Annotated in this window: 13 protein-coding genes, 1 other RNA gene and 1 pseudogene; 8 read left to right on the top strand and 7 right to left on the bottom strand. The window is 51.4% G+C overall.

What is annotated here, in order from left to right:
- The first annotated feature begins 28 nt into the window (after window positions 1-28).
- Window positions 29-1,357 carry an ATP-dependent RNA helicase SrmB gene (gene srmB, locus PU624_RS08605; protein ID WP_010257676.1) on the top strand — a complete coding sequence of 443 codons (1,329 nt, stop codon included), beginning with the start codon at window positions 29-31 and terminating at the stop codon, window positions 1,355-1,357.
- A gap of 217 nt (window positions 1,358-1,574) precedes the next feature.
- Here srmB and grcA read toward each other — a convergent pair whose 3' ends face one another.
- Window positions 1,575-1,958: an autonomous glycyl radical cofactor GrcA gene (gene grcA / locus PU624_RS08600; RefSeq protein ID WP_010672180.1), complete on the bottom strand. Its 384-nt coding sequence runs from the start codon at window positions 1,956-1,958 to the stop codon at window positions 1,575-1,577.
- Between the two features lie 243 nt (window positions 1,959-2,201).
- Here grcA and ung point away from each other — a divergent pair, with 243 nt between their 5' ends.
- Window positions 2,202-2,882 carry a uracil-DNA glycosylase gene (gene ung / locus PU624_RS08595; protein ID WP_283547285.1) on the top strand — a complete coding sequence of 227 codons (681 nt, stop codon included), beginning with the start codon at window positions 2,202-2,204 and terminating at the stop codon, window positions 2,880-2,882.
- 59 nt (window positions 2,883-2,941) lie between these two features.
- Here the strand turns inward: ung and grpE are convergent, their stop codons facing one another.
- Window positions 2,942-3,523, bottom strand: a complete 582-nt coding sequence (grpE, locus tag PU624_RS08590; RefSeq protein ID WP_283547284.1) for a nucleotide exchange factor GrpE — start codon at window positions 3,521-3,523, stop codon at window positions 2,942-2,944.
- A 122-nt stretch (window positions 3,524-3,645) separates the two neighbouring features.
- On the opposite strand from grpE, the gene nadK reads away from it, so the two are divergent.
- The 3 genes from nadK to bamE all read left to right on the top strand — a co-directional run bounded on the left by nadK (window position 3,646) and on the right by bamE (window position 6,804).
- Window positions 3,646-4,524 (top strand): NAD(+) kinase, encoded by an 879-nt coding sequence (nadK, locus tag PU624_RS08585; RefSeq protein ID WP_003848582.1) that lies wholly within the window; start codon window positions 3,646-3,648, stop codon window positions 4,522-4,524.
- Between the two features lie 84 nt (window positions 4,525-4,608).
- Window positions 4,609-6,270 (top strand): DNA repair protein RecN, encoded by a 1,662-nt coding sequence (recN, locus tag PU624_RS08580; protein WP_283547283.1) that lies wholly within the window; start codon window positions 4,609-4,611, stop codon window positions 6,268-6,270.
- A 186-nt stretch (window positions 6,271-6,456) separates the two neighbouring features.
- Window positions 6,457-6,804, top strand: coding sequence for an outer membrane protein assembly factor BamE (gene bamE, locus PU624_RS08575; protein ID WP_090958551.1), 348 nt, complete (start codon window positions 6,457-6,459; stop codon window positions 6,802-6,804).
- A 96-nt stretch (window positions 6,805-6,900) separates the two neighbouring features.
- Here the strand turns inward: bamE and PU624_RS08570 are convergent, their stop codons facing one another.
- Entirely contained in the window at window positions 6,901-7,194 is a 294-nt protein-coding gene (locus tag PU624_RS08570; RefSeq protein WP_283547282.1) for an RnfH family protein, read from the bottom strand.
- On the bottom strand, window positions 7,187-7,621 hold the full coding sequence (locus PU624_RS08565) for a type II toxin-antitoxin system RatA family toxin (protein ID WP_090958545.1): 435 nt from the start codon (window positions 7,619-7,621) through the stop codon (window positions 7,187-7,189). The genes PU624_RS08570 and PU624_RS08565 overlap by 8 nt, the downstream gene beginning before the upstream one ends.
- A 158-nt stretch (window positions 7,622-7,779) precedes the next feature.
- Here PU624_RS08565 and smpB point away from each other — a divergent pair, with 158 nt between their 5' ends.
- The 3 genes from smpB (at window position 7,780) to PU624_RS08550 (ending at window position 10,111) form a co-directional block, all read left to right on the top strand.
- Window positions 7,780-8,262, top strand: coding sequence for an SsrA-binding protein SmpB (gene smpB, locus PU624_RS08560; protein WP_283547281.1), 483 nt, complete (start codon window positions 7,780-7,782; stop codon window positions 8,260-8,262).
- Window positions 8,263-8,305: 43 nt separating this feature from the next.
- Window positions 8,306-8,667: a transfer-messenger RNA gene (gene ssrA, locus PU624_RS08555) on the top strand.
- Window positions 8,668-8,869: 202 nt separating this feature from the next.
- Window positions 8,870-10,111, top strand: a complete 1,242-nt coding sequence (locus tag PU624_RS08550; protein ID WP_137469059.1) for an integrase — start codon at window positions 8,870-8,872, stop codon at window positions 10,109-10,111.
- 301 nt (window positions 10,112-10,412) lie between these two features.
- Here PU624_RS08550 and PU624_RS08545 read toward each other — a convergent pair whose 3' ends face one another.
- From PU624_RS08545 to PU624_RS08535, 3 genes and pseudogenes are all read right to left on the bottom strand, one after another.
- Window positions 10,413-11,345, bottom strand: coding sequence for a DUF4365 domain-containing protein (locus tag PU624_RS08545; RefSeq protein ID WP_283547280.1), 933 nt, complete (start codon window positions 11,343-11,345; stop codon window positions 10,413-10,415).
- Window positions 11,346-11,561: 216 nt separating this feature from the next.
- Window positions 11,562-14,423: a tetratricopeptide repeat protein gene (locus PU624_RS08540; protein WP_283547279.1), complete on the bottom strand. Its 2,862-nt coding sequence runs from the start codon at window positions 14,421-14,423 to the stop codon at window positions 11,562-11,564.
- Window positions 14,424-14,956: 533 nt separating this feature from the next.
- A pseudogene (locus tag PU624_RS08535) lies at window positions 14,957-15,615 on the bottom strand (integrase core domain-containing protein); the annotation flags it as partial.
- Window positions 15,616-15,753 lie beyond the last annotated feature (138 nt).

Below are 15,753 nucleotides of genomic sequence, written 5' to 3'. Positions count from 1 at the left end.
TAATCAGCGCCCCAAACTGAGGTAGACCATGACAGTAACCACATTTTCCGAACTCGAACTCGACGAAAGCCTGCTACAAGCGTTGCAGGAAAAAGGCTTTACGCGCCCAACAGTGATCCAGGCCGCTGCAATTCCGCCCGCGCTGGAGGGCCGTGACGTTCTGGGTTCGGCACCTACAGGGACCGGGAAAACCGCCGCGTATCTGTTACCGGCGTTGCAGCACCTGCTTGATTTTCCGCGTAAGAAATCCGGGCCACCGCGCATCCTGATTGTGACCCCAACCCGCGAGCTGGCGATGCAGGTCGCCGACCATGCGCGTGAGCTGGCGAAACACACCCATCTGGATATCGCCACCATCACCGGCGGCGTGGCTTATATGAACCATGCCGAAGTGTTCAGCGAAAACCAGGACATCGTGGTCGCGACCACCGGCCGTCTGCTGCAGTACATCAAAGAAGAGAACTTTGACTGCCGCGCCGTCGAAACCCTGGTGCTGGATGAAGCGGACCGCATGCTCGATATGGGCTTTGCCCAGGATATCGAAACCATCGCGGCTGAAACGCGCTGGCGCAAGCAAACCCTGCTGTTCTCCGCCACGCTGGAAGGCGACAATATCCGTGACTTCGCCGAGCGTCTGCTGAACGATCCGGTTGAGCTGGAAGCGGACCCGAGCCGTCGTGAGCGTAAAAAGATCCAGCAGTGGTACTACCGCGCTGATGATCTGCAGCACAAGACCAAATTACTGATCCATCTGCTGAAACAGCCGGATGTGACGCGTAGCATCGTGTTTGTGCGTAAGCGTGAACGTCTGCATGAGCTGGTGAGCTGGTTGCACGAAGCGGGGATTCGTAGCAGCTATCTTGAAGGCGAAATGGTGCAGGCCAAGCGTAACGAAGCAATTAAGCGTCTGAGTGAAGGCCGCGTTAACGTGCTGGTTGCGACGGATATCGCCGCGCGCGGCATCGATGTTGAGGATGTCAGTCACGTCTTCAACTATGACATGACGCGTACCGCGGATACCTATCTGCACCGCATCGGTCGTACGGGTCGTGCGGGCCGTAAAGGCATCGCCATCTCACTGGTTGAAGCACACGATTTCGTGCTGCTGGGTAAAATCACCCGCTATGTGAACGAGCCGATCAAAGCGCGTGTGATTGATGAGCTGCGTCCTGAGACGCGTGCGCCAAGTGCCAAAACCACGGGTAAACCGTCAAAAAAGGTTCTGGCGAAGCGTGCCGAGCAGAAAGCCAGCGAAACTGAAAAACCGCGTGTGAAAAAACGCCATCGTGATGCCAAAAATGTCGGCAAACGCCGCAAGGCAAGCGGCAGTACGCCAGCTAACGAGAATGCGGAATAAATCATCGCAGGCATAAAAAAATCGCCTCACAGGAGGCGATTTTTTTTATCTGATAATCAGTAACAGCCCTTTCACAATATTTTTACTACCAGATCGCTTTCTTCGTGACACTGGCCTGTTAATGCCGGGCAGTTAACTGTTTATCTCATTCATACTATTGATAAAAATTGCTGTGTGCGCTTTGCGCTTATTTTCATCACCTGTTAACTCAGGCTGCTTAAAGACTTTCAGTAAAGGTACGGGTAATCACGTCGCGCTGCTGCTCAGGCGTCAGTGAATTAAAACGCACGGCATAGCCTGAAACGCGAATGGTCAGCTGCGGGTAGTTTTCCGGATGCTTAACCGCATCTTCCAGCGTTTCGCGACGCAGCACGTTGACGTTCAGATGCTGCCCCCCTTCAACACGCACCTGCGGTTTGATTTCAACCGGTACTTCACGATAGGCAAATTCGCCCAGTTCGCTGATGGCGACAACCTGATCTTCTTCGTAGCCCGCTTTTGCACACAGGCAACGCGCTTCGGCTTTCTCTTCATCCAGCAGCCAGAAGGAGTTCAGTAGCTGTGAATTGTTTGATTGAGTGATCTGGATACCAGTGATCATGATTGTGTCTCCCGGATAAAACGTGAATACATCAAATTTGAGGCCCCCGGTATACCACCCTTCATTCCTGCCAGCTTTGACCTGTATCAATATTAATCAGACGTTCAGGCGGCTTTTCTGCTAAGCCGTTGATCTCCAAACCCCGGTCAGTTCAACTCAATTTGCATTATTCAAATTATTTTGGCCTTCAGGTCGGCGGCGGGAACGGCTAAGCTTACGGCACTAACGTTATGGGAGTTAAACATGGCTGAAAAGCTGACCTGGCACGACGTGCTGGCTGAAGAGAAAGAGAAACCCTATTTTATTGAGACGCTGAAGCAGGTCGCCGATCGGCGCGCCGAGGGTGTCACGGTCTATCCGCCGCAGAAAGATGTGTTCAACGCCTTTCGCCTGACGGAGCTGGGTGACGTCAACGTTGTCATCCTGGGTCAGGATCCCTATCACGGGCCAAATCAGGCGCACGGACTCGCCTTCTCAGTGCTGCCCGGCGTTCAGGTGCCGCCCTCACTGCAGAATATCTACAAAGAGCTGATGCAGGATATTCCCGGCTTCCGGAAGCCTGACCACGGCTTTCTTGAGAGCTGGGCAAAGCAGGGAGTGATGCTGCTGAACACGGTGCTGACAGTTGAAGCGGGCAAAGCCCATTCCCATGCGCGATTCGGCTGGGAGACCTTTACGGATAATGTGATTGCGGCGATTAACCAGCACTGTGAAGGGGTGATTTTTCTGCTGTGGGGTTCACATGCGCAGAAAAAAGGCAGCATTATCGATCGTCAGCGCCATCATGTGTTGCAGGCGCCGCATCCCTCGCCGCTCTCCGCGCACCGTGGCTTTTTCGGCAGCAAACACTTTTCGACGACCAATGAACTGCTGAGCGCTGCCGGTAAAAAACCGGTGGACTGGACACCGGTGTTACCGGCATAACGGCAGAAAGCACACGGCCGCGTCAGTGCGCGGCCGTGTAACGGGATTCAGGCGTTGAATCAGCTTTTGGCTTTAGACACCGCAACCATCGCCGGGCGCAGCAGGCGACCATTCAGCGTATAGCCACGCTGCATTACCAGCATGACGTGGTTAGGTTCAAACTCTTCAGACTCCATCATCGACATCGCCTGATGCACTTCCGGGTTAAATGGCACGCCGGTTTCGCCGACCACTTCAACACCGAATTTACGCACGGCGCCCAGCAGGCCTTTCAGGGTCAGTTCAATCCCTTCAATCATTGATGACAGCTGGGGATCTTCTTTGTTTGCCACTTCCAGCGCACGTTCCAGGCTATCGATCACCGGCAGCAGTTCGTTGGCAAACTTCTCCAGCGCAAATTTGTGCGCCTTCTCAACGTCCATCTCGGCACGACGACGAATGTTCTCGACCTCTGCCTGCGCACGCAGCTGTGCATCGCGCACACCGGTCTGCGACTGCGCTAATTCAGCTTCAAGCTGAGCGATACGCTCATCACGCGGATCCACCTCTGCCGCTGTCTCCGCTTCCTGAGGTTGCTGCTGATCCTGCTGAATTTCGTCTGAGACTTGCTCGTTTGGGGTGTTCTGTTCTTTACTACTCATGAATTTCTCCGCGTTTTGCACATTCATTTCGCTGGTTGGCTTATTATGGGGATTGGTATGACGGATTCAAGGGAACCTATCACATTGCCTTGCCGTTTTGGCTTATAAGGAACACCGACCAGATGAACAAACACTTTAACTGCATTGGTATTGTGGGTCATCCGCGCCATCCCACCGCGTTAACCACGCATGAGATGCTCTGGCGCTGGCTGACTGCCAAAGGTTATCAAGTGATCGTTGAGAAGCAGATTGCGCAGGAGCTGTCGCTTCACGACGTACAGACAGGCACGCTGGCGGAGATTGGTCAGCAGGCTGATTTAGCGGTCGTGGTGGGCGGTGACGGCAATATGCTGGGCGCAGCGCGCGTGCTGGCGCGTTATGACATCAAAGTCATTGGCATTAACCGCGGTAATCTCGGTTTTCTCACCGACCTCGACCCGGACAATGCGCAGCAACAGCTGGATGAGGTGCTGCAGGGCAACTATTTCGTCGAGAGCCGCTTTCTGCTGGAAGCGCAGGTGTGCAAATCTGACTGCTCGCCGCGTATTGGTTCCGCCATCAACGAAGTGGTGCTGCATCCCGGAAAAGTCGCGCACATGATCGAATTCGAAGTCTACATCGACGAAGTGTTCGCCTTTTCTCAGCGCTCTGACGGACTGATTATCTCGACGCCCACCGGCTCCACGGCTTACTCACTCTCTGCGGGCGGCCCGATTCTGACGCCGTCCCTCGAAGCGATCGTGCTGGTGCCGATGTTCCCGCATACGCTGTCGGCGCGGCCACTGGTGATCAACAGCAGCAGTACCATTCGTCTGCGCTTTTCTTCACGTCGCAGCGACCTTGAAATCAGCTGTGACAGCCAGATTGCGCTGCCCATCCAGGAAGGCGAGGATGTGCTGATTCGACGCAGTGCGGGTCATCTTGATTTGATTCACCCTAAAAACTACAGCTATTTCAATACGCTGAGTTCAAAACTGGGCTGGTCAAAAAAATTGTTCTGAAAACCCGCCGCGCCTCTTTACTGGATAAAAAACCAGTTTATACTGTATGAAAAACCATATGTGTTTATTCATACAGGTGAACCTATGCTGGCCCAACTGACCATCAGTAATTTCGCTATCGTTCGTGAGCTCGACATTGATTTCCAACGCGGCATGACAGCAATCACTGGTGAGACCGGTGCCGGCAAGTCTATCGCAATTGATGCGCTGGGATTATGTCTGGGCGGTCGTGCTGATGCCGACATGGTGCGTCAGGGTGCCAGCCGGGCTGACCTCTGCGCCCGCTTCCAGCTTAAGTCCTCCCCTTCTGCCCAGCGCTGGCTGACGGATAATCATCTGGATGATGGCAACGAGTGTCTGCTGCGCCGGGTGATTAGCGCTGACGGACGTTCGCGCGGCTTTATCAATGGCACAGCGGTACCGCTGTCTCAGCTGCGCGATCTCGGCCAGTTGCTGATCCAAATCCACGGTCAGCATGCCCATCAGCTTCTGCTCAAACCCGACCACCAGAAACATCTTCTGGATGCCTATGCCGGTCACGACGACCTGCTGCAGCAAATGCGCGCCAGCTATCAGACCTGGCATCAGAGCTGTCGTACCCTGGCGCTGCATCAGCAGCAGGCGCAGGAGCGCGAATCCCGTCGCGAACTGTTGCAGTATCAGCTTAAAGAGCTGAACGACTTCGCGCCGCAGCAGGGCGAATATGAGCAGATCGACGAAGAGTACAAGCGTCTGGCCAATAGCGGACAACTGCTATCCACCAGTCAGCAGGCATTGCAGCTGTTAGCAGACAGCGATGATAACAATCTCAACAGCCTGCTCTACACTGCGCGTGAGATGATTTCAGAACTGACCTCGCTGGATGAAAAGCTGAACGGCGTTCACAACCTGCTGGAAGAGGCAGCGATTCAGCTGACCGAAGCCAGCGATGAGCTGCGCCACTACTGTGACAGCCTGGATCTGGACCCTAACCGCCTGTATGAACTGGAACAGCGCATTTCACGCCAGATCGCCCTTGCGCGTAAGCATCACGTCACGCCAGAAGCACTGCCTGAACTGCATCAGCAACTGCTGGCAGAAGCGGAGCTGCTGTCGCAGCATGAGAGCGATCAGGAGAGCCTGCAATCACTGGTGGGTGAACACTATCAGGCCGCGCTGCAAAGCGCTGAGCAGCTGCATCAGCAGCGCAGCCACTATGCCGATGAGCTGCAGCAGCTGATTACCCAGAGTATGCATCTGCTCTCAATGCCGCACGGCCAGTTTAAAATCGCGCTGACCTTTAATCCAGATCAGCTGACGGCAGACGGCGCGAGCCGCGTCGATTTCCAGGTAACAACCAACCCAGGTCAGCCACTGCAGCCGCTGGGCAAAGTCGCTTCGGGCGGTGAACTGTCACGTATCGCGCTGGCGATTCAGGTGATCACCGCGAAGAAAATGGAAACGCCGGCGATGATTTTCGATGAAGTGGATGTCGGAATCAGCGGCCCGACCGCCGCCGTCGTCGGTAAACTGCTGCGTCAGCTGGGCGAGTCGACCCAGGTGATGTGCGTCACCCACCTGCCGCAGGTTGCCGGTTGCGGTCACCAGCACTTCTATGTCAGCAAAGAGACAGATGGCGCGATGACCGAAACCCATATGCAGCCGCTGGACAAGCGGGCGCGTCTGCAGGAACTGGCCCGACTGCTGGGCGGCAGCGAGGTCACACGCAATACCCTGGCCAACGCAAAAGAACTTTTAGCCGCATAGCAGCGCACTTTTTTAACCCACCGTGGTCATATGCTTGCTCTGTAGAGGTTTCCAACAGCGAAAAGGTTTATTATCATCGGCACTTATGTCGCCAAAGTAATAAAGCCTGCCGCAGGCAGAGTTCAGATTTTGATGGCAAGAAAGCCGCCTGTAAAAGGCGTTTGGCCCCGGAAAAGGAATGTATAGATGCGCTGTAAAACGCTGACTGCCGCGGCAGTAGTAATGTTGATGATGACCGCCGGATGTTCCACCTTAGAGCGCGTGGTCTATCGTCCTGATATCAACCAGGGTAACTATCTGGTTGCCAACGATGTGGCCAAGATCCATACCGGTATGACACAGCAGCAGGTGGCTTACACCCTCGGTACGCCGATGATGAAAGACCCGTTTGGCAGCAACGTCTGGTATTACGTTTTCCGTCAGGAGCCCGGTCATGAGCGCGTGAAGCAGCAGACGCTGACGCTGAACTTCGATGGCAACGGTGTTCTGACTAACATCGACAACAAGCAGAATCTGTCACCGAACAACGACTGATTGAACGAAAGACCGTTTGAAAGTCCAGACAGCAAAAAAGGCGCACTGAGCGCCTTTTTTATGCCTGTTATCCGCTGAATCTGGCGTGATAACGCCTTATTTTTTGCTTTCTGCCGCCCGCTCTGCGCGCTGACGACGCAGCTCTTTCGGATCGGCAATCAGCGGACGATAGATCTCGATTCGATCGCCCTCATGAACCTCATCATCCAGTTTCACTGGCCGACTGTAGATGCCAACCTTATTACTGGCGAGGTCAATCTCCCGACGCAGTTCCAGCAATCCTGACTTCAGGATGGCCTGTTCTACCGTGCTGCCCTGCTCCACTTTCACATAAAGCTGATACTGCTTTTCAGGCAAGGCATAGACCACCTCGACGGAGATATCAGGCACGGTAGACCTCTTTGGCGCGCTGAGTGAAGGCCTGCACCATGCTGTTGGCCAGCTCTTTGAAGATACGTCCAAAGGCCATCTCTACCAGCATGTTGGTGAATTCGAACTCCAGGCTTAACTCAACCTTGCAGGCGTCATCACCCAGCGAGACGAACGTCCAGCCGCCGGTCAGCTTGCGGAACGGCCCATCAACCAGTTGCATATGAATGCTCTGGTTATCCGTGAGGGTGTTGCGGGTGGTAAATGTTTTGCTGATGCCCGCTTTCGACACATCCACCGACGCCGTCATCTGATTATCAGACGCATCCAGCACGCGGCTTCCGGTGCAACCCGGCAGGAATTGTGGATAGGCATCCACATCATTTACAAGTTTGTACATCTGCCCGGCACTAAACGGGACCAGCGCCGAACGACTAATCTGAGCCATAATGGTTCCTGTTCATCACGAAACCGCTGAATAATAGCATTTTCAGCGATTAAACAAAAATGTCCCCGTGTGAGGGTGTGCTAGAATATCCCGTTTCCTGCTGCCCCGCTGGACTGGGGATGCGATAACCGACTAAGTGATGTAAAATACGCCGCACTATGACAAAGAAAAAAGCACACAAACCCGGTTCTGCCACTGTTGCCATGAACAAACGCGCCCGCCACGAGTACTTCATTGAAGAGGAGTATGAAGCGGGATTGTCGTTACAAGGATGGGAAGTTAAGTCACTTCGTGCCGGTAAAGCCAACATCAGCGACAGCTATATTCTGCTCCGCGATGGCGAAGCCTTTCTGTTCGGTTCAACCTTTCAACCCTTAGCCGTTGCCTCCAGCCACGTGGTCTGTGACCCGACGCGCAGCCGTAAGCTGCTGCTGAAGCAACGTGAACTCGACTCCCTGTATGGCCGCGTTAACCGCGAAGGTTACACCATCGTGGCACTGTCGCTGTACTGGAAGAATGCCTGGTGCAAACTGAAGATTGGTGTTGCACGCGGTAAGAAAGAGCACGACAAGCGCGAAGACATTAAAGACCGCGAATGGCAGTTAGACAAAGCACGTATTATGAAGAATTCAAAGCGTTAAGCACTGGATTTTCATTTGTTTTGTTGCTAGTATTTGAAGTTCTGGGGCTGATTCTGGACTCGACGGGATTGTGAAGCCTTAGGAGCATGCCGAGGGGCGGTTTGCCTCGTAAAAAGCCGCAAAAAAATAGTCGCAAACGACGAAAACTACGCTTTAGCAGCTTAATAACCTGCTCTTAGCCTTCTCTCCCTAGCTTCCGCTCTTAAGACGGGGATCAAGAGAAGTCAAACCCAAAAGAGATCGCGTGGATGCCTTGCCTGGGGTTGAAGCGTTAAATCCAATCAGGATAGTCTGTTAGTGGCGTGTCTGTTCGCAGCTAACCGGCGAATGTAAAAACTGACTAAGCATGTAGTGCCGACGGTGTAGTAATTTCGGACGCGGGTTCAACTCCCGCCAGCTCCACCAAAATTCTCCATCGGTGATTACCAGAGTCATCCGATGAAGTCCTAAGAGCCCGCACGGCGCAAGCCCTGCGGGCTTTTTTGTGCCCTCAATTTGTCCCGCGAAGTCCGAAGAGAACTAATTAAATCCGAACCTTTTAGGCCCATTGATAGGCCCAACGAAAAGCTCTATTGTTTTCGTTGGGCCTAAACGCATGGAGACTCCCATGGCAAGAAAAACCAAGCCGTTAACCGATACGGAAATCAAAGCCGCCAAACCTAAAGATGCCGATTACCAGCTGTATGATGGTGACGGGCTTACTCTGTTAATCAAGTCCAGCGGTAGTAAGCTCTGGCAGTTCCGTTACTATCGACCTCTGACAAAGCAGCGAACCAAGCAGAGCTTCGGTGCCTACCCTGCTGTCTCACTTTCTGATGCGCGTAAACTCAGAGCCGAATCTCGAGTTTTATTGGCAAAAGATATTGATCCTCAGGAACACCAGAAAGAACAGGTGAGGAATTCACAAGAGGCCAAAATCAACACCTTCTTGTTAGTTGCCGAGCGTTGGTGGAATGTGAAAAAAGCCAGCGTAACAGAGGACTATGCCGACGATATCTGGCGTTCGCTTGAGAGAGATGTTTTCCCAGCAATCGGTGATATCAGCGTCACTGAGATTAAGGCTCATACTCTGGTTAAAGCTGTTCAGCCGGTTCAGGCCAGAGGTGCATTAGAGACTGTTCGCCGCCTTTGTCAGCGTATTAACGAAGTCATGATTTATGCGCAGAACACAGGCCTGATTGATGCGGTTCCCAGCGTGAACATCGGGAAAGCATTCGAGAAACCGCAAAAGAAGAACATGCCAAGCATCCGCCCGGACCAACTTCCGCAGCTAATGCAGACCATGCGTACTGCAAGTATCAGTGTGTCCACGCGGTGTCTGTTCATGTGGCAGCTTCTCACCATTACCCGTCCTGCCGAAGCCGCGGAGGCTCGATGGGATGAGATCGATTTTGATGCTAACGAATGGAAAATTCCTGCTGCTCGAATGAAGATGAACCGGGACCATACGGTTCCACTATCCGATGAGGCTCTCTCTATTCTGGAAATGATGAAGTCACTCAGTGGTGGCCGAGAGTTTATCTTTCCCAGTCGCATCAAACCAACCCAGCCGATGAACAGCCAGACTGTGAATGCGGCACTCAAGCGCGCTGGTTTAGGAGGCGTACTCGTATCTCACGGTTTGCGTTCTATCGCCAGTACGGCACTCAATGAAGAAGGATTTCCTCCTGATGTTATTGAGGCAGCACTAGCTCATGTAGACAAAAATGAGGTACGTCGCGCTTATAACCGTAGTGATTATCTTGAGCAACGGCGACCGATGATGCAATGGTGGGCTGATTTGGTAAGCAAGGCCGACAGCGGAAGTAGTGTTGAAAACGGGAAGAGGGTGTTTAAACTCGTTGGCTAAGTTTCTAGTTGGACTGGTTTGAATGACTAGTTTCCCTGTAAAAAATAGCATTAGCCCTGACCGATTTAGTAGGTAGATTACAATCGAATCAGGGTGGTCAGCTTTGACTCAAAAGGTCTCTTCGCTTTGCAAGTATAGCCAGAGCCTTCTCTTGACAAAATCGGTGTATCCTGTAATTTGATCGCGCGCTCCCCGGCTCTCGCGCGCGATCATACCTACACGCGCTTCTCAGGTATGTGTTTGATCTCAAAGGCATTTATGTCTGCGAGTAGGACAGGATTGTGAAGAGGGGGGACGCGCCCTAATTCTTCGTTGTTTTCCTATAAATGCTTTCCAGCCTAAGCTCTTGAAAGACTTTCTGCCTAATCAAAGCTCTTTCCTTCCAGTTGTCTTCATAGATGATTTGCTCATCTAGTCTTAAATATACTACGCAGTTGCCTTTATCTGAGAAATGCACGTTTCTATACACCGCCAGCACTTTTCTGTTTACGAAGATCTTGTTTCCATTCTGCACTGTTGTTCCAGGCAGAGTTTGGATCTGGTGCGGAGTTTTTCCGAGTATTTGTTTGGCAAATGGCAAGACTGTCAAGCTATCTCGAATATGCGATTGGGCTCGTGTTATTCTTGTTAGATGTCGCCATGCATAATTGCTGATGGATATCGTTCCAAGGCAGCTGGATACAATTCCTCGGATTTTAGAAAATCTAGGACGAGACCATTCTCGTACTTGAGCAGTAGTGGTGAATACTGGAACGGTAAACCTTCCCATTCCACGTATAGGTTCGCGCTGTTTATGTATAAGTCGCTCGATTTCAAATCTGGAGGCTGGTGTCAGAATGTGATTTTCAGAAACTGATAAGGTCTCAATTGGCGTTTTTTTGTCGATGAGCTTCCAGTAAATCTTTGTTTCTGGATCAAGGCGTACCCAAATTAAAATTACGGGTTGATTGGTAGCTTTCCACTTTCTCAAGTGATCTTTATCAATATTCTGTAAGCGCCATCGATTTTTTGTCGGCGTCCACCGCCCGAAGCTTGATCCGGTTTTAACTTGCACTGCTACTTGTGCGTGGGTTGGGCTGGGAAAATTGACTGGATACTTCAACTGAAGATCAAGGGCCCCTATTCCTTCTCCACGCATGGTCTCACGTAGAGCTTCTCCATTGAAAATTAGAGATAACACACTTGCAGCCAAATTCTCACCAGCATTGCCTTGGTCGAAATCAAAGATGTTCATCAAATTTCCGTGTAATTATCATGCTGAACTTATCAGCAATTTTGAATACAGCGACAGTAGAATCTAATCGACTGTCTAACACATATTAGGATCAACTTAGGGATGCTAGGGAGTGACTGCTGTGTGTTACGACAGCAAACACATGGCAGTTTTCTGCTTGTCTTGACAGGCTGTAAACGACCAATTGCATCCGATCAAGAATGGACCAGGAAAATCCTAAGCCCCCGGTAAATGGGTGCTTTCTCGCCGCTTCAGCTCTTCCAATCTCCCCACCAACGCATTTTTATACTTCCCTGCCTGGCACGCCTCCAGCGCGGCCTCCGCTTGCTCGATTGCAGCCTCTGTTGCACCCAAGGCTTCATGGCATTTACTAAGCAACTCATGATAACTAGCGATGCGCTCAAGCCCTTTTTTATCGTCTTTGGCAAGCACAAGAGCACGTTCAGCGGTCTTCAATCCATCGCCAAGTTTGCCAACTCCTAATTCTGCCTCTGCCTTGCGATACAATAGCCAATGGTCCATGTTGAGGACTTCAGGCGGAATCTTCAAGATTGTATCCAACGCCTCATCCGACATTCCGGCTAAAAGGTACATTTTGGCGATTGCGCGTGCGTCATAACTCCTGAATCCAGGTTTACTCCCTAGTGCCGTGGCAAATACAACTCCGGCCGCCGTGATTCTATCGCGTAAATCAGTCTTTCCTGCTTCGCCTGCTGCTACTGCAGTATTACCAAGCGACTCGCACGCACTAATCCATTGGCTCTTATCAACCAATTCGGGTGGCATGGAGAGAATCTCTGGGAATCCCTCAGCCAGCGCCACGCAAATCTCCGGATGCTGATAGGCAAAAATGGAGGTGAAAGACAGGTAGGCCTCATAAAATTGGTCTAGTCCTTCTAAAGCCGACAGAGCAATCACATCTGCAAGAGACTGCACCTGCTCAGTATTGCTCACCGCCTCGTTGGCAACCTTCCAATAGGAGCGAAGTCGCGCGACGGATGCTAATGAGACTCGTAATGGAACATCCCACGGAGCTGCGATAACTCGCTCGACGAGAGTTTGCATTGCATGCGCTCCCGCCATTTTAATTGATTCGTCGGCCTTGTTCTGTGTCCCCATATGCGCAATCTGCAGATAAGTTGCATGCCACTCGGGACGAATCTCTAGAAGCTTTTGAAAGCAGCTCAGAGCCTCTTCAAATCTACCGCAGCGGCGCAATGCCTTGCCCTGATGGTGCAAAAGCTCGAGATTCTCTTCAGATGCTGGATCTCCTTGCTGAGCCTTGCCATATTCTTCTGCACAAGCACCGAAGTACTGAAGTCGAGCGTCATGATCCAGTGAATAGGCAAATGCCTCTTGCGCATCGATGACACAAAGCAGCTCTTGCAATGGCGCTCCGCAGTGAATACTTCGGCGATGAAGTTCCTGATCTTTTACAAGATTACGGCCACTATCCAGTTGCAACAAAGCGTAAGTCAGCCAATCTGGCTGCTGGGTCTGACGTCGCTTATAGCTTTCCGTAAGCTGAGATGTGCATAAGTGAATCTGTCGAATTACACTAGGGAGCATCTCCCCCGAGTGCTTTTCAACATACTGCGAAACGGCGGTGGCAATGAGTTCGACATCTGGTTTGTCACGAACGGCTTGGCAGATGAGGTCGTGCACAGACAGAAGCCCTGGCGCGACTGCAGGTTTTAGTATCGACAGACGCTGAAGGTGAAACTTTACGGCGTGCCCTAGGAAATGCCCGAGAAACTTGGCGTCATTCGAGAATGATCCAGAGTTTGCAATCTTTTCCAGACCAAGGAGATATCTTGAGTCCAATCTCTGCAAGATATTGCCCATAATTGCTGCGCCATTACTATCTGAAATGACCTGCGGTTCGGCGAGTATTTCTTCATAGACTTCTTCGCGCGGTACGTTTTCGGCTTCGACCAGCTTACGAACAGTTGCGAGAATAAGGGGGGAGAATCTACAAGCCTCGATAAATTTTGCTGCTGTTGCACTTAGCCTATTACTGTCCTCGCCCAAAATGGCGGCAGCCACCTCCACCGAGGCTGTAGGCATATGAAGCACTGATTTGCTCGCTGGATTGAGCTGTGAAGTTACTATTACATGACCACCTCGCTCGAACCCCTTCGAGAGATCATCAAGTGAGTTCTCGACTAACTCACGCTCCAAGCTGTCGATAACAAGCAACGTCTTATAGTTATTGAAGATGCCCGCCACATTAACAGCGACGCCACCTCTAGCGCGTTGAACTGAACTTAGCGAGGAGTCCGGCTTCCAGTCCCCCCCAGAGATCCATAAGTAGTTTTCGTAACGCGAACCTTCCTGATGCAGGTAGTCGATAGTCGCCTGCGTCTTACCAGAGCCGCTGATGCCGGTTAGTAGACAAACACGGTTTCCCTGAGCGAAGTGGTCGCGTATTGCAACCACCACAGCAGCATCGGAGACGTGATTTTCACATGATGCAGGAGCCTTGCCATAATAGGCATAGTTGTCGAGGTCTTGGGAAAAACCAGGGAAAAAACCGGTATAGAAAGCAGCAGCCGTGTGATTCTGCGTGGAGAACTCGAAGATTAGCCTTGCCAACTCGCGTGCATCAAGAATGTTAAGACGCTCTCCATGCTCCTGAGCGATCGCCGTGCAATTGAATTTCGCGCGAAAAGATTCTGGCTCCTCCTGGCTACATATCAGATAGATTTTTTGGGGCAACTTACCTGCTGCATGGTCAAGGACATGCTGAACATCTTTCTCGATCTTAGCGTAAGTCGTAACGGGGGCTTCGGGATTGTCGCCCTCTGTATCTTGCCCGGCTGACGCTTTGCTAACCTTGCCATGGAAGTACTCTTTCTCTGCGCTGTATTCACCGGCGACCGTGAAACCTTGCGAAAAGGTGTCGACAGTGTATCCAACAGGCCTATATTCTTTATTGAGCCCGTGATGGATTAGGCGATTTTCCTCGAGCAATTCAATGAGACTATGTCCAACGATTTCGAGAGAAGAAGCATCCAGCTCGACGACCTCGCCGATTAGGTTACCAATGATTCTTTTTTTAATAAGATCTGACTGCATATGCTTTCTCTCTCTCGAGTTAGGACCAGCCAGCTAAACGCTGATAAGCTGGGTACGACAGGTGGAAGTGCGGCTTCACGATAGTAACCACTCACCTGCATGGTAGCTAGTGCATGTAATTATTAGAAGTCAAGACTGTAAAGATTAACTGGCCGATACCCTCATAAGCGTCCGCTTTAGATTCCCCCAATGTGAGAATGCATGCGCCGATTTGCAATTTACGTTACTACGTAAAATGTGTCAGTGTTTGGCAGCCTCGCAAATCTGGAATTTACGCAACAGCATAGTTTTCGTCCATATTTCCGATACTGCTGACGCTTAAAAATGTGTCTCCATAGCTCCAGTAAGAACCGGTCGTTCGTGAACGTCAACTCTTGACACAAAGAGACAGTTACTGCCTCGATGAGTTTAAACTTGTATCGATTCAGTGATGCTGAACGGCGTGGATTTGAGTATGGCTGTTGACCTGCCACCAGTATTAGATACAACCGTCAGTTAGTAATGTCGGTTTGTTTACCTTCACATTTTTCATTTCACCACCGTGCTGCAAACTCTGATGACGTTTGATAATTCAGGGCTGAATGTGGACGACACTCGTTATAATCCTGCCGCCAGTCATTAATGATTTTCCTGCCGTGAACGATATCGCTGAACCAGTGCTCATTCAGACATTCATCGCGAAATCGTCGTTAAAGCTCTCAATAAATCCGCTCTGCGTTGGCTTGCCCGGCTGGATTAAGCGTAACTCAACACCATGCTCAAAGGCCCACTGATCCAGTGCGCGGCAGGTGAACTCCGGCCCCTGGTCCGTTCTTATCGTCGCCGGATACACGCGCTTGTGATTAACATGAAGGCCTTCACGGCACAGTAACTGCCAGATACGGCGGTAGCCAAAACACCTGCGCTCCAGTGCCAGCTTAGTGATGCGCTCTGATAAATGCACATCAGCCGCCGGACGCTGAGCCTCATAGCGGCAGGTCGACAGGGACAAACCTGTAAGCCTGCAGGCACGACGTTGCGACAGACCGGTCGCATCACACATAAACTCAACGGCTTCCCGCTTCTGGTCTGTCATCAGTACTTTCGCCCCAGAGCCACCTGAAGTGCCTCATTATCCAGCATCGGCAAGCAGCTTCTTGAGTCTGGCGTTCTCTTCCTCAAGCGACTTCAGGCGCTTAACCTCGGGTATCTGCTTTCATTCATGAACAGGCCTGGGAAGTTTCAGGCTTTTTTCAACATCTGCGCTAATAAACAGAAAACTATTAGCTTGGACGTATTAGCTCAGATTTAAGGTGCCAGTGTTAACCAAACTTTCATCAAAAACTTTTTA

This window comes from Pantoea sp. Lij88 (assembly GCF_030062155.1).
Classification (GTDB): Bacteria; Pseudomonadota; Gammaproteobacteria; order Enterobacterales; family Enterobacteriaceae; genus Pantoea.
This window is presented reverse-complemented; position numbering and strand designations above follow the sequence as displayed.